The organism is Photobacterium piscicola, from assembly GCF_900166965.1.
In the GTDB taxonomy this organism is placed as follows: Bacteria; Pseudomonadota; Gammaproteobacteria; order Enterobacterales; family Vibrionaceae; genus Photobacterium; species Photobacterium piscicola.
Genome location: NZ_FUZI01000001.1, coordinates 179,585 through 205,469, shown reverse-complemented (window position 1 = coordinate 205,469; position 25,885 = coordinate 179,585). Strand labels below are relative to the sequence as shown.

Sequence of the window (25,885 nt, the reverse complement as noted above, 5' to 3'; positions counted from 1 at the left end):
GCCTTATAAAGCTATATAAAGCCAGAGAAAGATAATGATCTTACTCTGGCTTTTTTTTGTTCTTTTTTAACAACAACCGTCATTCCCTACAGTGAATGCCCGCGAGGGCGATAGGGAATCTACCACCCACGCGTTGTAGAATCATTGATTATAGTCGAATTCTGACATGTTTTTGTTGGTGTCTTTGGGGATCAAGCTCACGGTGAATAGATCCCGGATAGCTTCGTGCCTCACCTTCCGGGATGACGGGTAATTGGCTGAGTGAATGTTTGTTCCAATTCGCCATTGCTTACAGTGACGTTCGCCCCAATCCGTTATTCTGTATAGTGAATGTCTACCCCACCCCGTCATTCCCTACAGTGAATGCCCGCGAGGGCGATAGGGAATCTATTATCCGCGCGTTGTAGAGTCATTGATTGTAGTCGAATTCTGACATGTTTTTGTTGGTGTCTTTGGGGATCAAGCTCGCGGTGAATAGATCCCGGAACGCATTCAATGCGCAGAACAAAAGCAACTCTCATCTACGCAAAAACTAAAAACATACGTGCTGTACAGCTGTTACTTGGCCATATGAAGTTGGATAATACTGTTCGATATTTAGGAGTAGAGATTGACGATGCTCTTAATATTTCAGAAAAGATAGACTCATAAAGCATGTCGACATAAAGTTAAATCACATGTCACCTTTAGGTGATAAATATAAAAGCATATAAATAACATACATATGGCGGAAATATTAATGTATTTAATGTCGTATTTATTCCTTAAAATACGTCTGTAAGTTATACTCACTGCAAGTCAGAGTATGGAGGTTCAAATGACTACAACTGATCGTATTTATCAAAAGATAAAACGTTCAAGACGTTATGTTTTTGAACGTAAAAACTTTGAAGGTGTGGCTTGTTATGATCAAGTCGGTCGCGCTTTGAAACAATTAGTAAATCAAGGCGAATTAATGAAAATCGGCTATGGCCTTTACACCAAATCACGAATGAATAGTTTAACGGGTAAGCCAATGCCAACTCATCCAGGTGGGACGGATGCGCTTATGCGAGAAATCCTTAAGATGAAAGGTGTAGACTTTGAGATCGATAGTCCGTCTCTTCAAAGCTTATCGGGTGAAAACACTCAAATCCCTTCATCCATCAATTACTCATGGAACTCAAAACAGTTTAATCGAAAACTGGTAGTGGGTAGCCGTGTTATACACTCTCCAAATTAACCATGAATAAACTGAAACAGCCGTTTCTTGAGATTTCCGATGCCTTAGCGATCGGAAACCCAGCCATAATTGAGAAAGACTATTGGGTTGTGGCACTACTAGCACAACTTGAAAAACTCATCATAGATTCTCATCAACGGGTCTTTTCTGGCGGAACTGCTTTGCCTCATTTAAGCGCATTGCTGAACTATTAATTAAAACAATTTAACGCTATTAGAGAATAACTAAATGCCAACTACCCCAATCAACCAAGACGACATCAATAAAACGGTATGGAGTGCCTGCGACACCTTCCGTGGTACGGTTGATCCCTCAATCTACAAAGACTTCGTATTGACTATGTTGTTCTTAAAGTACATCTCAGATGTGCGCCAAGACAAAGTCGAAGAGCTAACAGCGCAGTTTGGTGACAATCAAGCCATGATTGAAGCGATGCTGGCGAGCCAATCTTTCAAAATTCCAACAGGCTCAACATTTTGGGATCTGTATGAGCATCGCTTTGAAGCAGGTAATGGCTCTCGTATCGACCAAGCCTTACATGCGATTGAAGAAGAAAACGGCACCAAGCTAAAAGGCGTGTTCCAAGACATCAGCTTTAACACCGATAAGCTGGGTGATGAAAAGCAAAAGAACGACATTCTACGTCACCTACTGGAAGACTTTGGTAAGCCAACCCTTAACCTACGCCCTAGTCGTGTCGGTTCATTGGATGTTATCGGTAATGCGTATGAGTTTTTAATCAAGCACTTTGCGGCAAGCAGTGGTAAATCGGCAGGTGAATTCTATACCCCGCCAGAAGTATCGGATCTACTGTCTATCATTCTTGAGCCACAACAAGGCGATGAGATTTGCGATCCTGCTTGTGGTTCAGGCTCGCTATTGATGAAGTGTGGTAAGCAAATTCAAAAGAACTTTGGCGGCTCGAAGCAATACGCTTTGTTTGGTCAAGAAGCGATTGGCTCAACGTGGTCACTAGCTAAAATGAACATGTTCCTGCATGGCGAAGACAACCACCGCATTGAATGGGGCGACACCATTCGTAACCCTAAGCTGCAAGATGCCAACGGTGGCTTACTGCACTTTGATGTCGTAACCGCTAACCCACCATTCTCGTTAGATAAGTGGGGTCATGAAGACGCAGAAAGCGATCACTTTGGTCGTTTCCGTCGTGGTGTGCCACCAAAAACCAAAGGCGACTACGCATTCATCTCGCACATGATTGAAACCCTAAAGCCTGCTACTCCAACAAGCAAGGGCGGCAGAATGGGTGTGGTTGTGCCTCATGGGGTGCTATTCCGTGCATCTTCTGAAGGTAAAATCCGTAAACAGCTGATTGATGAAAATCTATTAGATACCGTAATTGGCTTACCTGAAAAACTGTTCTTTGGTACAGGCATTCCAGCCGCTATTCTGTTGTTCAAAAAGCACAAAACAGACAACAAGGTGCTGTTTATTGATGCCTCGCGTGAGTTTAAATCGGGCAAGAACCAGAACGTATTAACGAGCGATAACATTCAAAAAATTGTTGATACCTACAAAGCGCGTCAAAGCGTGGATAAGTACGCTTACCTAGCGACATTAGAAGAGATTGCCGAGAACGACTACAACCTTAACATTCCACGTTACGTCGATACCTTTGAAGAAGAAGCGGAAATTGATTTGATGGCAGTGCGCAGTGAGCGTTTAGCACTACAAACTGAGTTAGCAGATCTTGAGCTTGAGATGGCGGGTTACCTGAAGGAGTTGGGTTATGGTGCCTAATGGATTTCAACATGTAACTGGCCTCGGTAACTTTCCTTTAGATTGGCTGGTTGCTAGTGCTGATGAAGTTACAGAAAAAATCACAAAAGGAACAACTCCTCCTAAAAGTGAGATTGTTGAAGATAGTAATATTCCATTTTTGCGAGTTAACAACTTAGGTTTTCATGGAAGTTTAAACTCAAAATCTGAGATGCTATTTGTTACTGAGAATTCACATCATGGTTTTCTTTCACGCTCAGTTGCTTACCCTAATGATATTTTAATGAACATTGTTGGACCGCCATTAGGCAAAATTGCAATGCTTGATAACCAGTACCCTGAGTACAATATGAATCAAGCTGTTCTTATATACAGATGCAAACCTCAGCAAATAGATAATCGATATTTTTTGAGTTTCTTGCAGAGTGAACTTGCACAACAATGGTTACAATCTCGTTCTAAAAAAACGTCTGGGCAACAAAACTTAACTATTCAAATATGTAAAGAATTACCAACACCAGTCCCCCCAATCCCAGAACAACGCAAAATTGCTCAAATCCTTTCTACATGGGATCGCGGTATTGCAACCACAGAAAAGCTGATTGATGCCAGCAAGCAGCAGAAAAAAGCCTTAATGCAGCAGTTGTTGACGGGTAAGAAGCGTTTGGTTGATCCTGAAACGGGTAAAGCGTTTGAGGGAGATTGGGAAGAGGTTTTGTTGGGTGAAATTAGTCAAATTACTACAGGTAACTCTAATCGAGAAGACTCGTCACTAGATGCAGAATACACATTTTTTGATCGTTCAGAAGATATAAGAAGAAGTAGTCGATATCTTTTTGATTCAGAAGCCGTAATCGTAGCTGGTGAAGGACAAGACTTTGTGCCTAAGCATTTCAAAGGTAAATTTGACTTGCACCAAAGAACCTATGCGATTATGAATTTTGAAAAATCAGTAGGTAAATTTTTGTATTATTATATCGGGTTTACTCGTTATTATTTTTTATCACAAGCTGTTGGTTCTACAGTAAAATCATTACGTTTACCAATGTTTCAAAAAATGCCAATTAAACATCCTACGATAGATGAACAACAAAAAATCGCCTCAGTCCTTACCGCTGCCGATAAAGACATCGAGTTGTTAGAAGCCAAACTTGCACACTTGAAGCAAGAGAAAAAGGCATTGATGCAGCAGTTGTTAACAGGTAAGCGTCGCGTCTCCCTGTCATCTTAACGCGAATAATCACAGGGCTTGTGTGTTCAAGCCCTATCGTTCAGATAGGTTTACTGTATCCATTGAAACAAAGGACATGACACATGACGACACCCTCTTTGCCATCTTCAACCCCATTGCTTGATAATATTCGCACATTATTGACCGCAGGCCGTAAACAGGTTGCTCTCGCGGTAAATAGCGCAATGGTGCAAACCTATTGGCAAATTGGTCGCTTGATTGTTGAAGACGAACAACAAGGGCAAACTCGCGCTGAATATGGTAAAGGAACGCTGAAAGCATTATCCGCCTCACTCACTAAAGAATTTGGCAAAGGGTTTGATAGCTCTAACCTGCGTAATATGCGTTTGTTTTATTTGGCTTATCCAAATTGTGACGCAGTGCGTCACGAATTGAGTTGGACCCATTATCGCAGTCTATTGCGAATCGATAATCCACTCGCACGTCAATGGTATATGAACGAAGCCATTAGCCAAGCATGGTCGGCTCGTGCATTAGAGCGCCAAATCGGTGCGTTATATTATGAGCGATTACTATCAACGCAAGCTAAACAACAAGATTTGCAACCCGTTATCGATGAAGCCAACCACAAAACGACCGCGCTGGCATTAACGGTAAAAGACTATCTACGAGATCCTTACATCTTTGACTTTCTAGGGTTACCGAGCGTTTCATTACAAGAAAGTGAACTTGAACAAGCTCTGATTGATAACTTACAAAAATTCTTGCTTGAACTAGGTAAAGGGTTTGCGTTTGTTGAACGCCAACAGCGTATTGTCACTGAGGATGGTGACTTTTTTATTGACTTGGTGTTCTACAACTTCCATTTGAAATGCTTCCTGCTTATTGATCTTAAAATGCATAAACTCAGCCATCAAGATGTAGGGCAAATGGATATGTATGTTCGCATGTATGAAGAGAAAAAACGCCGTAGTGACGATAACCCGACCATTGGCTTAATTCTGTGTACTGACAACAACCGCACCGTTGCTAAGTATTCGGTGCTGAATGACAGTGAGCATCTGTTTGCCTCGAAATACATGTTAGAACTGCCGAGCGAAGAAGAACTGCGTCACCAATTAGAAAAAGAACGCCAACAATTATTGGCGCAACAAGGACAGACTGACAATGACTAACCCTCATTTACCCAATTTCAAAGAAGAACAAAGCGCAAAAATCCCAGCATTAACTTTGCTTACTAACCTTGGTTATCAGTTCATTCCACCGAGTGAATGCATGGCTATGCGTGGCAACAAAACCACCGTTATTCTGCCATCGGTATTACGCAAGGTTCTGAGCTTTAAAACCTATTCATTCATGGGTAAAGAACGCCATTTATCTGAATCAGCCATTGATAAAATCGTGCAAGAGCTTAGCAATCCTGCAATGAATGAAGGGCTAAAAGCGGCCAATGAAAAGCTTTATAACGCGTTAACTTATGGCATTGGTGTGACTGAGTTTGTGGACGGTAAAAAAGCCAGCCCAACCATCCAAATCATTGATTGGGAAACACCTGAAAACAATCAATTTCATTTCACCGAAGAGATGGACGTAGACAATACTCAAGGAACAACCTACTACACACCCGATATTGTATGTTTTGTTAATGGTTTGCCGTGGGTAGTGATTGAAGCAAAACGTCCTAATTCGTCAAAGACAGGGAAGCCCACTATTGACGAAGGTATCTCTCAAACGATTCGAAATCAAAAGCAAGACTTTATTCCAATCCTCTTTGCTTACAGTCAGTTGGTGATGTCAGTTAATGGGCATGATGGGCGCTACGCAACATGTGGTACACCAAGCAAGTTCTGGGCGAAGTGGCAAGAAGAAGAAATTACCGAAGGCACGGTTGAACGCCTCAAGAACACTCCACTGAATGACGTACAACTGAATGCGATCTTTAACCATCGACCATCTGCATTAAAAGATGAATATTTATCGTTAATCGCTGGCGGTGATTTAGTGGTAACCGATCAAGATCGCTTGTTGGTATCACTACTTCATCATGATCGTCTATTAGAAATGATGCGCCTATTTACCCTGTTTGATAAAAAAGCAGGCAAGATCGTTGCGCGTTATCAGCAAGTGTTTGGCATTAAAGCCTTAGTGGAACGCATCACCTCTTTTGATGACTCTTTACCTGGTGCAAGAAAGGGCGCACGTAACGGTGGTGTTATTTGGCATACCACAGGCTCTGGCAAATCATTCACGATGGTGTTTTTATCCAAAGCCCTTATTTGGTTAAAAGAACTCGCTAAATGTCGCGTGATTATTGTTACCGACCGTGTGGACTTAGAAGATCAACTGGCTAGCACCTTTAAGTCAGGTGGCGCCCTGTCTGATAAAGATAAAACCGCGGCAATGGCAACCACAGGCAAACGCCTTGCGGAACAAATTGGTAAAGGTAACGAGCGTATTATCTTCTCGATTATCAACAAGTTTGGTACAGCAATTCACCTACCAGAATGCTACAACGATAGCCCCGATATTATTGTACTTGTCGATGAAGGTCACCGCAGCCAAAACGGTGAAAACAATATCCGTATGTTACAAGCCCTACCTAAAGCGGCTTACATTGGTTTTACGGGTACACCGCTACTGCAAGACGATAAGACCGAGAATAAATTCGGTAAAATCATCCACTCTTACACCATGCAACAAGCGGTAGAAGACGGCACCGTTACCCCATTACTCTATGAAGAGCGTATTCCTGATCTCAGCACTAACGATAAAGCCATTGATGCATGGTTTGAACGGATCACTAAAGACTTATCTGAAAAACAACGTGCTGACTTAAAACGTAAATTTTCTCAAAAAGGTCAGGTTTATCAAACCGAAGGTCGTTTAGAGTTAATTGCTTATGATATCTCGGATCACTTTCAGAATTTCAAAAACCAAGGCTTAAAAGGTCAATTGGCGTGTGATTCTAAAGCCTCTGCGATCCGCTACAAGATGCTGTTAGATAAAATCGGCAAAGTTACCTCTGTGGTTGCGATGTCGCCGCCTGATACTCGTGAAGGACACGATAACGTTGACAGTGAAAGTACTGATATTGTGCAAAATTGGTGGAAAACTAATGTCATCGATAAAGGTTGGTCAGACGAGAAAGCCTATACCAAACACATCATTGCAGAATTTGCAGAAGATGAAGGCCCCGACATTATAATCGTGGTCGATAAGTTATTAACCGGCTTTGATGAACCCAAAAACACAGTGTTATACATCGATAAACCGTTAAAACAGCATAACCTCATTCAAGCCATTGCCCGTGTTAACCGCTTACATGCGAAAAAGCAGTTTGGTTACCTGATTGATTATCGCGGTATTTTACGTGAACTCGATGCCACCATTGAAAAGTATCAAAACTTGGCAGAGCGTACTCAAGGTGGCTTTGATATTGACGATCTTAAAGGCTTATATAACCGTATGGACACCGAGTATAAAAAACTACCGGGTTTATACGATGCATTATGGTCTATTTTTGCGAGCGTTAATAACAAGCAAGACGGTCAGGCACTGCGTCAGGTATTAGCCCCTAAAATTGATACCATTGATGGTCAACTAACCGATACTAATCTAAAGCTACGTAATGACTTCTATGATGCGCTAACAGTCTTTGCCAACTGTTTAAAGGTCGCGTTACAGTCAGCAAATTACTTCAATGATAAGAGCTTTGATAGTAAGCGTGAGTTGTATAAACAAACCTTAAAAAGGTTGTCTCAACTGCGCAAACAAGTTCGTGAAGATGCAGAAGAAACCGTTGATTACGATGAGTATGCCGACAGTATTCGTGCAATGTTAGACAAACACATTGGTGGTGTTGAGATTAAAGAGCCTGAAGGTGCGTACTTGGTTGGCAACATGGGTAAAGATGCCAAACCTGAGCAAATGACCGATGATGAAGCGAATAACAAAAAAGACGTTATCACAGGTCGTGTTACCAAGATGATTGAGCAAGACTTAGCCGATGATCCTTATGCACAAGAGTATTTCTCTAACCTATTAAAAAAAGCAATAGCCCAAACCAAAGAGATGTTTGATAGCCCAGTAAAACAATACCTTTTGTTTGCTGATTTCGAGCAACAGGTCAAAGATCGTGATATAGCGGGAATGCCTAAAGATCGCTTTGCTGAACTTGATCCAAAAATCAAACGTCATGTTCAAGCCTACTTTGGTTTATTTTTAAAGCATGGTTTGTTCCTAACAGAGCGAGATGAGCCATCGCTTTTATCCGAAGAGCAATGCATTCAATATGCACTGGATATCGATACGATTGTACGCAAAGCGGTGAGTGAATATTCCATTAACCCTGCTGAGATTGAAAACCAAATTCGATTAGGTCTATTACCATTACTGTTTAATGATTTAGGGATTGATAAAGCACAAACACTGATCACGGATGTTATTCAAATCACTCGACTGGGATTAGCAGGTCACCATTAATGGCATCCATTAGTAACAAGAGAGACAGCAAAGAAAATAGCATTGAGGAATACAGCTTCATCTATGGTGATGAAGCTGTTACCTACGAGGTTATTCGTAAAACCTTTGCTGAAGGTAAAAAAAAGAAGGTCACTATTCGCGTTCATCCTGATTGCCGTATTGCCGTCACCGCCCCTGAAGATGCCGAGAAATCGGCTATTCACGAAGCGGTTATGCACCAAGCACGTTGGATTTGGGATGCACTGAAAGAATTTCGCTCTCATTTAGAATATGTTCAAACCAAACATTACGTTAGTGGTGAGATGCAATTCTATTTGGGTCGTCGCTATGTATTGAAGGTAGTTGAAGACCGAGAAGCCATTTCCAACGTGAAGATGGATCGAGGCAAGCTGTTGGTTACCCTTAATCGTTTTAATGATGATAAGCCCAAGCTAGTAAAAGCCTTAGTTTCAGGTTGGTATAGCGTTAAAGCAGAACGGGTTTTTCATCAACGTTTGGCTGAACTTCTGCCACAAGCGACATGGGTGAAAGGCATTCCGTCATTTCGTATTATGCCAATGCGCAAACAATGGGGAAGCTGCTCAGCAAAAGGTACATTAATGCTCAACCCTCACCTGATCAAAGCCCCTAAAGAGTGTATTGATTACGTGATCTTACATGAGCTTTGCCACATTGCAGAATACAACCACAGCGAAAACTTCTGGCGCTTATTAACCAGCGTAATGCCCAACTGGCAAGAAGTGAAAAGTAAGCTCGATGGCATGGCTGAGCTGTATTTAAATGAATAGGGTTTAAGACCTTAGAGTGAGTAAAAAAGGATAACATTATGCATTGCCCCTCTTGCGAGAAACATCTTGGTTGGGATTGGATTGAAGATGAGTGTATCGAGCCTAATGAAGAGTTTGAATGCCCTCATTGTAATGAAACTTTACGCTACAAAATTGATGAAGGCACGTATCTTGGTGCTCAGCATAAAACAATAGAAGTGGTGGATGATTAATATGAAGCCTTACAACCACATATAAAATATGTAAATAGCTTTCATAACTAGAGGTCACTTTGATGTGACCTTTTTATTTTAAATAATAGACTTATAGATCTATCAAACGACTAATAAATCACGAAACAATTTATTGTTGCAATATTAATTGATTATCCTTTAATTGATATATTTGTGATTTAGCAACGTCTGCTGGTAAAGCATAAGGTGTGTTTTCACCATGGGTTTTATAATCAATTTTAATCATTAGCGGATTATTACTAACAATAGTGATTTTTTCGATATTAATTCGATCACCAATAAAAATATTGGTCAAATTATCAAGTTTTTTATTGTGCTGTTCAAATACGGATAAATAGTAAAATGTACCACTACCCGAATTCGTGGTTACAAAAGATGTCGCAATATATTTACCTTGTTGGACAGCCTGATTAGCATTAAGGTAAATAGTCACATTATCAGCACCATCAAGTGTTTGATATTCACCCATAAGATAAGGTTGTTGCTGTAATTTTTTGACTGAATTTAACGTAATACTCGCAGTTGTATCAGGTACTTTGACTTGCCATTGCTGAGGTTGAGTTGCAAGCTCTGCTAATGTTATAGGCGCTTCTGTACGTGCTACTGTATAAAAAACACCGCCTCCCAATATGATTGCAATAACTAATGTCATCCACTTTTTCATCATCTTCCCTTTATATTATTAAAGTAAAAAAGCAAGATCGCTCATTCACTAAGATCTTAATGTTAAATATTTATTGGCAATAACCATACCTAAAATCATAGCAGCAACAAAAACAAAGACAGCATAATTACCACCACCTAAATTAGTGATTGCAGGGCCTGGACAAAAACCAGCCAACCCCCAACCAATACCAAAGACAATGGCGCCCACCGTTAATTTAGCATCAATCTTATTACTATTTTTAGGCGCTATTGCATCACCATTGATGGCTGTTTTACGTTTTTTTATCAGCAGATGATAACAAGGTGCAAACACGAGCAGAGCTCCTAGCATCACAAAAACAAGGCTTGGATCCCATTGACCAAAAATGTCTAAAAAAGCGATCACTTTATGAGGGTTAACCATTTCTGAAATAATCATTCCAGACCCAAACAGAACACCGGCAATAGCACCAACAACAATACGGTTTATCTTTAAGCTGCCCATTATAAATCACCTAATAAACGACGAATAAATACAACAATAATGGCTGACATCATAAACACGCAGGTTGCATAAATTGAACGTTTAGAAAAACGTCCCATGCCAACAATACCATGACCACTGGTGCATCCATTACCTAATCGCGTACCAAAGCCAACCAATAAACCCGCAATTAAAACAATACCTATATTCTGTTCACTAATCGTCGGCAACGTTACGCCCAAGGGGGATAGAATAAATACGCTTAAAACCATTCCGACTAAAAATGCAATTTTCCACCCTAATTCTTGTTTTTCTTGCTTAATCACACCATTAATAATGCCACTGATTCCTGCGGCCCTACCAATAAACAGCATCAATATCACCGCAGATAATCCAAGTAACATGCCACCCAAAAATGATTGCCAAGGTATTTGAAAAGTCATACTCACCTCACCTTAATCTTGATCACAAAAAATATCATGGAAACTGGTTATAAGTGCTGTAATACGCTGATCAGCTAAAGAATAAAAAACCGATTGCGCTTCTTTACGAATAGTGACGATGTCATTTTTTCTCAGCACAGCCAAATGTTGTGAAAAAGCGGATTGACTTAATGTCGAGTTAAGCTGCAATTGATTGGCGCTCATTTCTCCATCTATTAACTGACAAAGTACGATCAACCTTTCAGGATGGGACATTATTTTTAAAAGTTCAGAAACCTCTGTCGCTCGTTGTTTCATTTCATCAAGATGCATTATTTATTATCCAATCACCATAATAGAGCCTTTATCTTACGCTAAAGAGGATATTAGGTAATTCTAATTTAGATTAATCTAATATAACATCATCACCTATACTCTGTTTCGACAACTTCAGCGACAGAGTCTTCTTTGATCACTATTTTTCGTTCACAGGTTCATAAACTGATAATACATCACCAATATTTACCTGCTCATGCATGTATTGCGAACCACCTTGGTTGTCGCATGCCCGTTGAACCTCAATTTGATAGACTCCTTCAATTGCAGAGTCACACAGCGCATAAGCACATTTTAAGCCATTGGGTAACTTAACGGTGACGTGTGCACCGACATTAAACGGAGGCAAAGCACCAAGATCGGTACGACTCAAATAAAAGCGTTTCACTGCCGCTGATTGAACGATAATTTTGACCACTCGCATTTCTAATTTAATTAGTCCTTCAAGGCGTGAATGCCAATTTTCAATCTCGTTCGTTGCTAAACGACGTTGGAAAACACTTTTCACCTCGATCCCTAATGTCGGTAATGACGCAAGTTCTGTAGTGGCGGCTAAATTATCCATTTCGGCATAAAGATAATGCTGCACACGAGCAATAGTCCATTGTGGATAAGGACGTTCAATCACCTCTATTTCATCATTACGAGTAATTTCCCCCTCTTGCAGAACACGATAAAACCAACCTGTTTTACTATTATGTTGTGAATAACGTGCAATCGTGGGTTCTTTAAAACGATGATTAAGCTTAAAACACGGTTGCCTTGGTTGTGTCACTTGTAATATCACTGAACCAACAGCAACCTTATCGCCAATACAGATATTATGTTCATTCATACCCGCTACGACTAAATTTTCCCCATAGCCGCCATTGTTAAATAATGGCACTGATTTAGGAAATAAGAGGGATAACTGAGCATAATGATCACAATCAAACTGCAACACGGCTCGTTCTAAACCACCATGAAAGCGCTCTGCTTGTTCATCCCCAACACATCCTAATACTGTTACCTGCACTTGATCTATTGGCGCTTTTTCAATACCGCTTCGAAAAAAATAATCTTGCCCTGTAACTCGACCATAACGTAGCTGTTCAACGATTGAATGTGGAAGCATAATGGCTTTCCTAATAGTGGTATTGATATCACAGCGATAAAAAAGGCCGCTTAAACCACTGAATATACGGGTTTTATACGGCCTTAAATATGCTGTTATCAGTAAACTTATTTTTGTAGTTGTTCTTTAGCAGCTTCTACTTTTGAAAAATCCAAACCTAGTTCTTCAACCGCTTCTTTAATTAATACCGGGTTTTGCATTACTTGTGCCATTAGCATTTGTAGTTTGTCTTGCGGTAAACCTAGCTGGCTAATGGTTGCCATTGCTGCTAGAGGATTTTGAGTCAGCGTTTGGAAAATACTGCTGATCTGCTCATCACTAATATTATTCTCTTTCAACAACGCAATAATTGGATTCATTACACTACCTTTTGTGATCATTAAATGAAATGAGTGACAGTTTAACATTTGACGACACCTTGTTGCACCATCAATAAAAAAGCCGTAAATAACACAAGGTTAAATACGGCTTTAAAACATCATTAATTAGTACTGATTATGCTTAGTAATGACCAATATAGTGCCAATTACCATTGCTAGGATCTTGGTCTGACGGCCATGGGAAATAGCCATAGTGGGTTGTCTTTAAACGGTAATAATGGGTTTTACCATCACGGAAATCATAGGTATAAATATCACCGACATTCCCTTTTTTACCATTATCACCCCAGTTACCAAAACTGTCTTGTTTATACCAATCAAGTGCTAATTGCTCAAATACCGCTTGGTTGGTACTCATTTCCAGCACCAATTGATTCAGCGAATTATCATCCGCTACATAAATCCAATCACGATTTGACGCTTTATTGGTTGGGAACTCACCACCTTGAGCTGGTGTTCTTTGAATAAAGTATTCATTAATACCCTCAGCGGTTGGATTAATGAACACCGCGCTATTTGAGCTATTCCAAGTCGTGATTGTACGTTGATCCCAAGTAAATAAAGCTGACTGCTTAAAGTAATGCTGAATACGTTCAACATTCGATACCATGTCACGATTTAATATCAGTGGGTTGAAATCAAAATTAACATAAGATTCCGCTGAACCTAAATATTTCCAATCATTATTACTGCGATGGTCCGTAGGGAACTCTCCCGCGGTGACTGTTTTCATTAAGAAATAATCACGGGTATTAAGTTCTGTATTAACATGAACATAAACAGCACCTGCACGCTGACGTTTATGTGTAACACCATTATTTAATTCACCATTACCATAACGATCGGCAACCCATTGATCAAATAAAGGCATAGTTTCAAAATCAAGATGTGCTAGGTCACTTTGTTCAGCTAATGATTTTTGAGATTCAATCGCTAAATCATATCCTTGACCTTTACCAATTGTGACCGCTTTCGCAGGGTATTTAGTATTAATCGCAAACGTACGAGTATCAACGGTAACACGACCTAATTCATCAAAGTTTACGTCTGGCTGTTTATCGGTAATAAATTGATCAAGATAGCCTACAAACGCCCACTCACTGTTAGATTCACCAGCACCAGGGAAATACCAATAATGTTGCTTTTTCAATTCAAAAAGTTCAACACGGCCATTACGATGATATTCAAACACATCACCGATTTCCCCCCTACGATTATTCTCACCCCAAGCATAAAAACGGTCTTGAGAAAATTGAGTTAATAATTCGTCACGAACAATTGTTTCTAAGCTTATTTGTGGACATTCCACGGTTACTGTCTGTGGATTACGATCTCGTGCTAAGTTAAAATGCAACTTATTACTTAAGCTACTATTTTTACGACTACCATCAAGACCAATAACCTGCTGTGAATTATCACCATAAGTCACCGTTGCCCAACATTGCCCAGCAACCGGTTGAGGTAACTCATACACATTACCTGAGCTGCCATATAATGCAGGATAGACATAGCTGGTATTGATCTGTTGTGGGTCATAAAAACCCACCACCGTCATTACATCAACCCCTTGCGCGATTGGCTTTAATTTAGTGGTTGTTAATACAGGCTCAAATTGTTGTTCGACCGCATTCCAATGGCTGTAACCACTTGTCACTGTCGTATCAAGATAATCTTTAGTCTCTAAATAGTGTTGAATACGCTTTGATGAATAGCCGGTAAATAATGGATAGCTGGACGTTGATGAGTCAAAACCACCGCCACCCATAGGATCTGCACCATAGCCATAATGGGTTTTATATGGCGTAACCATAATATCGCCATAACCATATTCACCATCAACTTTTGACCACCAATTAAGGTTATCTGCCATGTAACCGCGATAGGCATCATAGCCCCACCCTGTGGTTGCACCATGGGTTGCATTAACGTGACCACCAGGATAATGACCCATACTCAAGGCATGTCCAATCTCATGGGTGACTTCATTTCCCGTAGTATCCGCAAGCAGTACCATGCCATTACCGCCAGACAAACCATGGGTATAATCACCAATATCACCTTTGTCATTTTTATAACGACCAACAGAGTGACCAATAACAATAGCAGGGTAATTATCAGCTTGCCATTGACTAGGACCTGAACTGGCTACGCCATAATTTGCATTGGCAATACCAAGTTGAATTAACGACTTCGTTATATCTTCTCGCATATCACCGCTATGAATGCCGGGAGAAGCATAGTCACTGTATTGGGTTTTGATATCACCATTAGACATCACCACTTTATCTAACTTAATCGGTAAGTAATTACTGATCGTCATTGACGCTAATGGAAACCGTTGGAAAAGCTCTGAGCCGTAATGTGCAGTTTGTAGTTCTAATGGTTTTGCTGCTGGCGGCTCAGTTAACATACCAATTCGAATCATAGGTAAATCAAGATGAGCAGGAGCTGCAAAATCAATTCGATCTGCCGTTAATTCGCCACTTAAACCACTATAAGTTGAAAACTGTAAACTTAACCCTTTTTCAACCCAGTGCCATGGTAATATGGTCGTAAATGAGCGTTTAGAATACACTACATCTTTACGATCATCGTGATTAGCACGATCTGATTCTAAAGTTTGTAAAGGATTCGTCATTTGACGCGTTTCTAGTAACACGCCATCTTGGAATATTTTCAGTTCAACGCTTTTAGGTTCATCGTTAGCCATCGGAGTGACAACAAGTAAAGCTTCACGTTGAGAGACAATCCGTTGTTGTTCTTTTTCATTATTACCAAAAGGTTCTGCAGTTTGGTTTTGAATAAAACGTATTTGTGCAGCAAAATCACCACTAAGATGATTAGTAATAGGTTGTTCATCAATAAAGCCGTAAGCATCAATTAAAGCTGCGTTATAGGGCAAACAATCTTTTGAAGCCGTACTAACTAAATCTTTATCACCCACAAGATATTGAACATTACATTGTTTATCTTTATCCCATTGTTCTAAATAGGTATAACCAAATTGATCATTATAAATATAAACGCCATCCATTTGGTTGACTAACTTCCATGGCATTTGAATAAAATCAAACATAGCCTCAGCGGAACGATCTGCATAATCAAAACCATCAACAAAAGGCATAAAAGAAGGTAAGTTGTTGACTGTAATTGGGTATAAATAGCCGTTATATTTTAGAAAACGTTGTCCATTGCGGATTTCAATATTAGCAGGATCATTGATCAGCTTTTGCGCTTCAATAATTCGTTGCAATACACGTGTTTTCATTTGCTCAAGTTGCTGCGTCGCGTCAGTTGATGCGTTTAAAGCAGCCAAACTAGTCGCCGAATAACTGCATAACAACGCACTAATTGCGAGAGTAATAGATTTAATATTCATGTATAAACCTTATTTGTAATAACCATAAGAAATATACATATAAAAGCAGATTTATGCTATTTATTGCATCGTAGTTTTTATTGTTATTAGGCTAATGACGAATTTTTTGAGCTCAATATCACATTTATATATTCGCTATAGGCAAACAATTCATCAATCCTACATTTTTCTCATTAAATGATGGCATCTAGTTTAAAATAATATGCTTTAGCTTTTATAAGAAAGGAATAAATTTACGATAAGAGATAGGATATAAATATCAAAAACCGCCCTTAATAGAGCGGCTTGAGTACATTATATTATTACTTTTTTACAGGTTCTAATTTCAATTCACCATTTGCAATCGCAATACGATAAAGTTGGCCATTAACTTCATCACGAACAACAACCCCTGCACCAGGTTTGTTTATTTTAATATCGTCTTGCATCCAGCATGAACCATCAGCAGTCATAAAGCCTTGCGACGCATTACGGTTATACGTTTGACCGTATAATGCACTAATATTTAATTTACCTGCTTTTTCAAAACCACTATACGTTATCACCAAGGTCTTAATATTAGCAGCATGAATAAAACCAGTAACATTGGCTGTTTTCAATGGTTGGCGAGAAGAATAGACTGATTTTTTATGTCGATCACGTAAATTAATATCAATGACACCTGACGATAGATTATTGTAGCCAAGTGTACTACCCACCATATTAAAATGATTAATAGATCCATCTAATGATATTACAACTTGATACTCATCGCCTTTCTCTACCGTAAGTCGTACCGCTGATTCAGGATTAAAATCAAACATTGGTGTAAGATCAACCTTTGGCTGTAACTCTCCATTTTTAAATAACGCCACTCGACACCGAGGACGGTTATTAATAAACGCTAAAAAGTTATCAACCTTAGGTATATAACTGTTAGTTAACGCTGAACCTACGGTTGGTGGTGATAATTCAGGCATAATATTACGTGCAATATAACTTTCAGTTATAAATGTATTTAAACCGGGGTTAGATTCATATACTAATGGTGATAAATCACTACCATTTAATTTACCTAGAGTTGAGCCATAAAGCTCAACAATATTACCTGATGCCTCACCGTAACCCGGTGGAAATGTATTCGTTTTAGCCCGTAAAAATTGGATAGTCTTCGTCGCAGTTTCGGGAGCATCCCAACCCATTAATTCAAATTTATTATTACGCCCTTCACAAACAAGAAAAGACTGAGACCCTTCTCGCGACCACTGAAAATCAAGACTGGCACACGTATTACCTGCAACTTCACCACCAATTTTTCCATTGGGACGTAATAATGGCGATTGAACAACGAAGCCTTGCTTAAATCGACGAGCACATAAATTATGTAATTTATTGCCATTAACCCAAGTGATCCAACGATTTGGCGTAATATTATCAATTACCCCTTGTAATACATAAGGCTGTTCAAAACCATCAACATAGACATCTGAAACAAAATTACGCCAAACATACTCATGGGAACGTTTAGTTGTTAATCCTGCGGTCCAACTTCCCGCTAATAATACTAGTCCACGGCCAGTAAGTTTGGTTTTATCCAAAACTTTACCATTACTGTGACCATGATAATCAATCCAACCATTAAGAATATTTAATTGATTAATTTTATTTTCAACACAACCTTTAGTCTTCCATTTACCATTAACTTTCTCTGATGATGATGTCAGCATTACCATGGCTTGATCAAAATGATCAAGCGAACGAGAACGAATAATAAAAGGATTACCAGACAAATTAACATTATATTTTAAAACGACACCAACAACATTACTGCAAAGCTCTAAAGTGCCATCCCATTGAACATTAAGATCTTTAAATTCAATCGTTTTATTAAATCGGTAAACTTTATTTGGAATCCATAAAATAAGCCCACCTTTACGACAAATTTCTGCGGCATAATTAATTTTATCACCCCAATCAGAAAGAGGTGCATAATGCTCAAGATTATCGATAGAATAAAAGCTTTGGCCTTCAATACAAGGTTGTAAGAAATATTTATCTTTATTTACAATGACAAAGGTCGCATTAGAATCAATTTCATTCACTTTACCATGGCAAATAACACGGTAAATTTTGTTCTTTATACGTAAGCCGTTATATCCTTCAGGAATGGTATCACCAACAGCTAAATTACGACTAAGCGGGTATATTTTAAGACCAGAAACACTTTCTATAGCTTGATGATCTTGTGCTTCTGCCCACCCCTTATCTACCACGGTCGTTTGAGGGCGTAAATCACTCACCGAACCATCAGCCATAACTTGACAAAGTTTACAATAATAATGATGAACACCATCTGTATTAATGTAATTCTTTAAATCTTTACTTGAAACAATAATATTAAATTTCGTATCTAACCCATCAATGTCATTATTATTTTTATAAACATCAACATAGATATAAAATGGTTTATTAGTAGCATCAATAACACGATTGTTTTCTAATTCAATTCGATGCCCAGAAATATAAGCCACACCAGCCATGATTTTATATACACCCTCAACAGGTAATACCATAAAAGCATTTTTAATAAACCAATCTTGACCTTGTTGATCAATAATGGCCTGCAACGCTGAGTTTTCAACAATACCTAATCGCTGATGTGCCATAAAATTAGGGCTAGCATCTATAACTGCACTATTCGTAATATCAGCTATGTTTTTATAATTTAAAATAAATGATCGAATTAAAATATTGCCCTTTGCGCCTGGGCCATCAACCGTTTTTGTTGTTAATTTCGGATAGGTAACAGCAATAATAGTGTCATATTCACTACAATATAAGCAGCTCCAATTAAATTCAAATGGACCAACATCACTGTCTAATGTCGTAGACAACGCTATGGCATCCTCTGATAATCGAATTTGTTGTTGAATTTTAGCATTATGAACAATTTCATTAGGTTGTAACTGTTCATTTTCTGTAGGCGCTTTTCCTCTCTTTGACTTAAAAGCAAAAATCATGGAATCAATTAGTAAAATTTTCTTTTCTGCTTGCATTTTTGCTATTAGTGCACGACCTTTAGCCGTAATAATCACTTCTGGTTGATTTGAGTTTTTCATCAAATCTAATGCATTAACTTTATCAATAGCACCAGGGATAAACATGCCAGCCGTTGCTCCCCCTGCTATCATTGTCGTATTTCTTAGAAAAGAACGGCGAGAAATACCTTTATGATCACTAATTGAATCTTCTTTACTCATTAAACTGCCTACTATTATTGTATATAAACATCACCTCAATTCATAATAAATACATATATATAAAGTTGAGTTCTATAGCTTAACTAAAACCTATAATTATAAGTAATTAAATACCGCTATAAAAATTTATAGCTTATTATTTATTATAAAAGTAGATTCAATATAACGAAAGTTATTATTAAATACTACTGTGCTGTATTAATATTAACAATAATTCATAAAAAACAATTAACATCATCAATAAATGTTATTGCTATAATAAGACAATCTTAAAGTAACAAATAAAAAGAGACACATTATACAATGTGTCTCTTGACAATATTTATTTTAGCTTAATTATATTAATAATGATTAATATTTAATTCCATATTCAATGCTGAAGAATAATCACTATTACCATAATTAGGATACAGTAAGAGTGTTAATGCATTTGACTGACGACCAATACGAGCTTTTAATGGTGTTTTATCAGTATAATTACCAAAACGATCTCTGCTATTCAATAAAATTTCAAAGCTACCGTCATTCTTGGTTGCATTCCACTGTGCCAGAGTCCATAACTTTGTGGTCGGATGGAAATAGCCAATAGTACATGTTTCCGCTTCTACATTAACATTGCTAATTTCAATACGGGTCGAAAAATCAAAGCAACCATCTTTAGTTGTCATTGTACCGTTATAATGATGCATTTTATTCTCTAAACAACCATTACTTGGACGAGTTGCATTCATGACAGTTATAGCAGGCGTTGCTCCTAATAGCTCTGCATATGATAAATTAAATTTTCCAGTTGTCATATCAGCACCAAATATATTCTGTTGAATACGGCCTAATAATGCGTTCTTTGCGGTTGAAGTATGATTGCCGCCAAGGTCTAACAGTATAACTTTTGGTACTTTATTTCCTGTAACAAAAACATCATGACGAGGCTTAACATTATTTTGTGCCGAATCCACAATATGCACACGGTTATTTAATGTAATTTGGTTAATTATACAATCTTTAGGTTTAAATTGATCACCTGCTGCACATGTTAATTGTAATTCTTTAAGGCTATTTGCTGTAATATCGTTGCCACTAATATCAATAACATAGTTACCAATACGATCTTGTCGATTATCACGAATACTAATATAAGCTAACTTACCCGCGGTATTATTTGGTGTGTAAACACGGTTATCTTTAAATATTGCACGACGGTTCACCATTTGGTTATCACTGCGATATTGACTGTTATCCCACCAATTTACAGTGAGGAATGTAAATGCGCCAGAAATCTTGCCATTACTGTTATAACCATTATCTGGTGATTCAAAATCACAACCCGTTATTTCATAACTTCCCACAATCTGCGTCGACACTTCAGGAGTACGCAATAGTTTAGGTAACCAACACTTTGCATTACGGATAACAATTGATTCAGCTGGCTCACTGCCATAATTCACACTATCATTCCAAGGAATACCTGGTTCTGGCGAATATGCAATAAATGTACCCTGTGTATTATCAGGCGTTACATTGAATTTACTCTTCATCGTACTAAAGAAATTTTCTTCAAAACGATACTCGATATTATGAATTAACGCGTTGCGAACTTTTTTCAAGAAAATACAGGTATTATTACTACCATCAGACTTGAAGTTATACATATTGATAGTCTCACAATCATGCATTTCAACACGAATACCACCAAGATAAACAGGGTATACAGCTTGAGCCGTTTTATTATTTTTATGTGAACGAATTTTAACACTACGAATACGTGCATTCGTAAAAATTAATCTATTTCCTTCCCATAATACGGGGGTAACATATGCGCTTGAGTTATTATCTTCACCCGCCCAAAAATCAGCATCATTTTCCCAATCAAGACCTTCAACGACAAGATTTCGCATCGCTTTTTGAACATCTAAATACCATGGATTAGTATTAGTGATACCACCAGAATATAAACCTCGACTACAATTACGCATCACCACATTACGGAAAACAATACGCTCATAAGGAAATTGATTCGCACCTAAAAATGCCAAATGATGTGAATTAGTTAACGTTAAATTATCAAAGATAACCTCACCAAACCCCGCATAATCACCTTGGAAAGTGTATGTTGATGAATTTGGATTTCCTGTTATAGGGTGTTGTTCTTTGCCAATAAATTTATAACGGAAACTACCATCGTAGCTACAATCACGTGAAATAATTCCGCGATACCCCCCCCAGCCATCACCTGCGATAAAATTAAGTTTACCTGTCGTTACATGATGACAATTAGTTTCACAGTAATAGGGCATATCTACAACGTTAGGCATACTCATTGCATTTAAACAATCATTACCATCAATACCAATTGGTGAACTAGCCCAATAAATTTTCTTATTTAAACACCCATGGAATTCTAAGCCATAACGAATAACAATTTCACCTGCGGTAGTATCAAAATAAACATTATCAGTAAATGCTAATCGTACGATTTGTTCAGCAACTAAGTTTTTTAGAATTAATGCATTGGCCGCGGCTTTTTTAGCATCATTATAAATAATACCAATTGTACTTGCTTCTACCCATAATGATTTATTTAGTCCACCACCAATACTTGGAACTGTGGTAAATTCTTCCCACTCACCATTTTTGCGCACATAGCCTTTATTATCACGAGGCGCATCACTAACAGCTTCTACCCAGGTACCATCAGAGTGCATATTATAAACGAAGCCAGATAGGCCATCGGTTAAAGCAACTGCAGCCCCTACTTGTTTTGCTGTTGGTACATTATTCTCATGATAAAACTTCACAAAATCACGACTAGGAAGAGTATTTTTATTACCACTTCGAAAACCAATATCTTTATTATTATAGCCACTTAAAATTTGAACAGTTGTATCTGATTTTGGTGATACCAATGACAACATATTACCGTAAGCCGCCCATGATGGAAGATTAGGCTGTGATGAACCACCTAATCGCGCAGTTGTACAGTCAGTAGGAAAACTATTAATATCAAAGCTACTATCAATAATAGCGGTAAGGTAATTTTCATTATTTAATACGATGCTTTCATTAATTACAACTGTCATTTTAATATCTCTTATTTTTATATGATTAATTAATTTTTGTTTTTTGTTTTTTTGTTTTTTTATACCATCGAAGATAATCATCTACTTGTTTTGCACAATTAGACAGTGCGTTTTTTAATCGCGGAAGATCTTCTGAAATAGTCTCAGCTGGTGTTTTCCCAATTAATTTAGGTTTATTACATGCCGTAACTAACCACGGTTCAGGCAATAGATAAATAATATCTACACGTGTAGGCTCAATACGGGAGCTGCAACCACTCAATAATATCATCAGGCCAATGATGATTAAATTGTTCCTTTTTATACAGTAACTTACGCAAAGATTCCGTAGTAACAATAAGTTCTCCTTGTTGTTTTTCTTTCCGCTGTTCCCGTTGCAGAAATAAGTCATTATTCTGCTTGTTTTGGTCTGCTAATAATTTCAAATTTTCAGTGTTTGATTTATTAATTAATAGAATATTATCTCTATCTACAATTAGTGAATTTATTTCACGATCCATATATTCAAATTTCACTAATAATAAGAAGATGATTAATGCCAATAATAACCTCATAGATAAACGTCCTATTCAATACACCGTGAATATTCTGACATCCGCCGTTTAACCAAGCCTTTTAATTTTTTCCCTCCACCATAAACCCAACGAGATAATTGCATACAAGCTAAAGGTAATTTCCCATTTTTAACATATAATGATATTTTTGTTTCTGTAAGATCTTTATTTCTTAAAAATCGTTTACAGCCAGTATTGAAAATAAAGGATGTTAATGCGTCATATTGCCCTGATGTTACTTTATTATTACCTAGAATATTATTAAGGCAAGATTCTGCTTGTTGTATATTTGACACCCAGTCTTTTGCTACTTGTTTATTATCTATAATGTCTTTTTTTATATTATGGATATTACCAACACCATTTGTTTTATAACCAGCAGGACAACGATAAGCATCCAACCGGCAACCTTCATAATCTCCTATTAATTTTAATCCTTTATATGTTAATTTTAATTTTCCTTGGCTTTCTCCAGCAATAACAACATTTCCTATTGGTAATGTACTATTTCCTACTCCGCCATCACCAAGAAGTGCTATAACTGCAGTAATTGAGCATAAAATTGGCTTTAATTTACTCATGAATGAATATTCCTTTTTCCCTCGCTATTTGTTGCATAACTTTCTTATGCCAATAGTTCAACGATAAAGCGAACATTCCCATACTGAGTGAAATAATCAAAGACCAAGCTTCTATTGTCATAAATTGAAAATAGCCAATGATAAGATAAACCACAAATATCATTTTATTTACTAACCAATCCGATAACTCATACACCTTATAATTCCTTGTTTATTCAGAGTAAATGAGGAACATCCCCCTACATCTATCTCCAACGATGTAAGTCTCAATATTGATATTTCAAATTACTCCAGCGTTTTACTTGATGCAGTGATTATTGCTCATTTGAATTATTGATGCATCATTTGTCGTTATGATGATGTCGGAACATAGCGTAAATCCGAATATATCCGAATTTCAGTTTGCCATTTGAGATAAAAGAAAGGGTTTTATGACAGAATTAAGTAATTAACTGACATCTCATTAACTGAAAAACAGCAGATCGACGTTAATTACGGTAGGTAACACTATCATTCCTATAAAAGTGAAAATTTAAGCTTATCTATGTCGAGCTAAATGCTCACCATGATTTGGCTCTTTATGGGTAATGACATTGTTTATATAAATGATTCTTGAATTTTTGCCTTACATATTAAGCAGGTAATTCAAATGGCTATGCGTATTCATTGTACTCAGTGTGGCGAAAAAGCACGTATTAACAAAACAAACTGGTTCTCAAATGCAGCAGCAGACTTATATTGTTCGTGCTCAGATCCAGAATGTGGACATACTTTTGTTATGTCCCTTGGCTTTAGCCACACCATTAGTCCATCAGCAAAAAATGTAAATGAACTCGTTATTGCATTAGTTAAAACAATGCCACCCGAAAAAGTGAAAGAGCTTCATCAAATGCTAACAATCTAAACTTATGCGGAACGTTATACGTTCCGCTTTAATACTGAATATAACCATCAGTACTAAAGTACTTTTAATATAGTTAACGATTGTAAAGGCTATACGGCATTTTCTTGCTTTTAGGACGTATAAGTTTAACTATTACATCACTAGAAATAATTAATATACGAGAACTGATACCGATAACGACATAGTGATGATAAACGGGTCAAATATGACAAAAAACCGTGAAATAATATGCAATAAGTTTTATTGATGACGGCATATTGGTAAATTTACATACCAACACATAAACTAAATGTATAATTAATAAAAAAAACATTAGACAAACACTATGCACACAGTATCACTCATGCGTGTTATTGTCGGTATTAGAGGCTTAATCTGTTGTTATTACCATTACCTTGATAAGGTTGAGAGTCCAAAATGAAACCTAATATGACACCTAAATCTCATATTCCTATTATTTCTACTTATCCATATCTTGGTGGAAAAGCTGTTACATCTAAATTATGCTCATTATTAAACATTGATGAATATCAAAATCTTGCTGATGTTTTTGGTATCCCACGCGGCACTGTATCAACATGGCATTCTCGAGAAACCACCCCATTTGAAATTGCTATTCGATCTCACCTTGCGACAGGAGTATCACTAAGGTGGTTATTATTAAATGAAGGTGACGCATTTCCTGAAATGAGTAAATCAGAACAATATTTAGATTCTCATGCTTTAACATTACCGCATTATCAATTGAAATCAGGTGAACTCACCGCTCTGCCAGCCTTATCTTTTGATCCAATATTACTTAAGCAATCACAGACTGAACCACATCATTTCATGGCGCTACAAACAGCTTCAACGACAATGATCATCGACCAAAATGATACTTTACCTATTAGTGGTAGCTATCTGATCACAATTGATAACCTTATGTCGATTAATGATATTCAACGTTTGCCCGGCAATCAGCTAGTATTGCACTACGGTCAATCTTCCATTGCAGTTGCTCAAGCTGACATTACAATCATGGGGAAAGTGATTATTTCTATTAACCATATATAAATAATTGCTATTTGTATTTATTTAAAAACACAAAAAAAGGCGATCCGAAGATCGCCT

Annotated in this window: 21 protein-coding genes and 2 pseudogenes; 11 read left to right on the top strand and 12 right to left on the bottom strand. The window is 37.7% G+C overall.

The window, feature by feature from the left end:
• Positions 1 to 483: 483 nt before the first annotated feature.
• The 9 genes and pseudogenes from CZ809_RS00955 to CZ809_RS21225 form a co-directional block, all read left to right on the top strand.
• A pseudogene (locus CZ809_RS00955) lies at positions 484 to 651 on the top strand (integrase); the annotation flags it as partial.
• A gap of 166 nt (positions 652 to 817) precedes the next feature.
• Positions 818 to 1,222: a DUF6088 family protein gene (locus tag CZ809_RS00950; RefSeq protein WP_080155577.1), complete on the top strand. Its 405-nt coding sequence runs from the start codon at positions 818 to 820 to the stop codon at positions 1,220 to 1,222.
• A 2-nt stretch (positions 1,223 to 1,224) separates the two neighbouring features.
• Positions 1,225 to 1,386 (top strand): annotated as a pseudogene (locus CZ809_RS21345) (nucleotidyl transferase AbiEii/AbiGii toxin family protein); the annotation flags it as partial.
• 64 nt (positions 1,387 to 1,450) lie between these two features.
• Positions 1,451 to 2,983, top strand: a complete 1,533-nt coding sequence (locus tag CZ809_RS00940) for a type I restriction-modification system subunit M (protein WP_080155576.1) — start codon at positions 1,451 to 1,453, stop codon at positions 2,981 to 2,983.
• Positions 2,973 to 4,193 (top strand): restriction endonuclease subunit S, encoded by a 1,221-nt coding sequence (locus tag CZ809_RS00935; protein WP_080155575.1) that lies wholly within the window; start codon positions 2,973 to 2,975, stop codon positions 4,191 to 4,193. The genes CZ809_RS00940 and CZ809_RS00935 overlap by 11 nt, the downstream gene beginning before the upstream one ends.
• 83 nt (positions 4,194 to 4,276) lie before the next feature.
• Positions 4,277 to 5,329, top strand: a complete 1,053-nt coding sequence (locus tag CZ809_RS00930; RefSeq protein WP_080155574.1) for a PDDEXK nuclease domain-containing protein — start codon at positions 4,277 to 4,279, stop codon at positions 5,327 to 5,329.
• Entirely contained in the window at positions 5,322 to 8,636 is a 3,315-nt protein-coding gene (locus CZ809_RS00925) for a type I restriction endonuclease subunit R (protein WP_080155573.1), read from the top strand. Before CZ809_RS00930 ends, CZ809_RS00925 begins: the two co-directional genes overlap by 8 nt.
• Positions 8,636 to 9,424 (top strand): M48 family metallopeptidase, encoded by a 789-nt coding sequence (locus CZ809_RS00920; protein ID WP_080155572.1) that lies wholly within the window; start codon positions 8,636 to 8,638, stop codon positions 9,422 to 9,424. Before CZ809_RS00925 ends, CZ809_RS00920 begins: the two co-directional genes overlap by 1 nt.
• Positions 9,425 to 9,462: 38 nt before the next feature.
• Complete coding sequence (locus tag CZ809_RS21225) at positions 9,463 to 9,636, top strand: hypothetical protein (protein ID WP_162841587.1); 174 nt, start codon at positions 9,463 to 9,465, stop codon at positions 9,634 to 9,636.
• A gap of 130 nt (positions 9,637 to 9,766) precedes the next feature.
• Here CZ809_RS21225 and CZ809_RS00915 read toward each other — a convergent pair whose 3' ends face one another.
• From CZ809_RS00915 to CZ809_RS00860, 12 genes are all read right to left on the bottom strand, one after another.
• Positions 9,767 to 10,321, bottom strand: a complete 555-nt coding sequence (locus CZ809_RS00915) for a hypothetical protein (RefSeq protein ID WP_080155571.1) — start codon at positions 10,319 to 10,321, stop codon at positions 9,767 to 9,769.
• Positions 10,322 to 10,369: 48 nt separating this feature from the next.
• The gene (locus CZ809_RS00910; protein ID WP_080155570.1) at positions 10,370 to 10,807 is read right to left on the bottom strand and encodes a YeeE/YedE family protein; all 438 of its coding nucleotides are present in this window, start codon (positions 10,805 to 10,807) and stop codon (positions 10,370 to 10,372) included.
• Positions 10,807 to 11,229 carry a YeeE/YedE family protein gene (locus CZ809_RS00905; RefSeq protein ID WP_080155569.1) on the bottom strand — a complete coding sequence of 141 codons (423 nt, stop codon included), beginning with the start codon at positions 11,227 to 11,229 and terminating at the stop codon, positions 10,807 to 10,809. Before CZ809_RS00905 ends, CZ809_RS00910 begins: the two co-directional genes overlap by 1 nt.
• A 12-nt stretch (positions 11,230 to 11,241) precedes the next feature.
• Positions 11,242 to 11,541, bottom strand: coding sequence for an ArsR/SmtB family transcription factor (locus CZ809_RS00900; protein ID WP_080155568.1), 300 nt, complete (start codon positions 11,539 to 11,541; stop codon positions 11,242 to 11,244).
• 142 nt (positions 11,542 to 11,683) lie between these two features.
• Positions 11,684 to 12,658: an MOSC domain-containing protein gene (locus CZ809_RS00895; RefSeq protein WP_080155567.1), complete on the bottom strand. Its 975-nt coding sequence runs from the start codon at positions 12,656 to 12,658 to the stop codon at positions 11,684 to 11,686.
• A 107-nt stretch (positions 12,659 to 12,765) separates the two neighbouring features.
• Positions 12,766 to 13,017: a DUF2999 family protein gene (locus tag CZ809_RS00890; protein WP_080156513.1), complete on the bottom strand. Its 252-nt coding sequence runs from the start codon at positions 13,015 to 13,017 to the stop codon at positions 12,766 to 12,768.
• 142 nt (positions 13,018 to 13,159) lie between these two features.
• On the bottom strand, positions 13,160 to 16,417 hold the full coding sequence (locus CZ809_RS00885; protein ID WP_080155566.1) for a M66 family metalloprotease: 3,258 nt from the start codon (positions 16,415 to 16,417) through the stop codon (positions 13,160 to 13,162).
• A 302-nt stretch (positions 16,418 to 16,719) separates the two neighbouring features.
• Entirely contained in the window at positions 16,720 to 19,656 is a 2,937-nt protein-coding gene (locus CZ809_RS00880; RefSeq protein WP_080155565.1) for a phage tail-collar fiber domain-containing protein, read from the bottom strand.
• 341 nt (positions 19,657 to 19,997) lie between these two features.
• Entirely contained in the window at positions 19,998 to 22,733 is a 2,736-nt protein-coding gene (locus CZ809_RS00875) for a hypothetical protein (RefSeq protein WP_080155564.1), read from the bottom strand.
• Positions 22,734 to 22,758: 25 nt separating this feature from the next.
• Positions 22,759 to 23,004 carry an Rz1-like lysis system protein LysC gene (gene lysC / locus CZ809_RS21580; protein WP_080155563.1) on the bottom strand — a complete coding sequence of 82 codons (246 nt, stop codon included), beginning with the start codon at positions 23,002 to 23,004 and terminating at the stop codon, positions 22,759 to 22,761.
• A complete protein-coding gene (locus tag CZ809_RS00865) occupies positions 22,970 to 23,287 on the bottom strand; it encodes a hypothetical protein (RefSeq protein ID WP_080155562.1) in 318 nt (105 codons plus the stop codon). Before CZ809_RS00865 ends, lysC begins: the two co-directional genes overlap by 35 nt.
• A gap of 11 nt (positions 23,288 to 23,298) precedes the next feature.
• Positions 23,299 to 23,868, bottom strand: coding sequence for a lysozyme (locus CZ809_RS00860; RefSeq protein WP_080155561.1), 570 nt, complete (start codon positions 23,866 to 23,868; stop codon positions 23,299 to 23,301).
• Positions 23,869 to 24,523: 655 nt separating this feature from the next.
• Between CZ809_RS00860 and CZ809_RS00850 the strand changes: the two genes are divergently transcribed.
• Entirely contained in the window at positions 24,524 to 24,772 is a 249-nt protein-coding gene (locus CZ809_RS00850) for an Ogr/Delta-like zinc finger protein (RefSeq protein WP_036792931.1), read from the top strand.
• A 417-nt stretch (positions 24,773 to 25,189) separates the two neighbouring features.
• Positions 25,190 to 25,828 carry a phage repressor protein CI gene (locus CZ809_RS00845; RefSeq protein ID WP_080155559.1) on the top strand — a complete coding sequence of 213 codons (639 nt, stop codon included), beginning with the start codon at positions 25,190 to 25,192 and terminating at the stop codon, positions 25,826 to 25,828.
• The last annotated feature ends 57 nt before the right edge of the window (positions 25,829 to 25,885 follow it).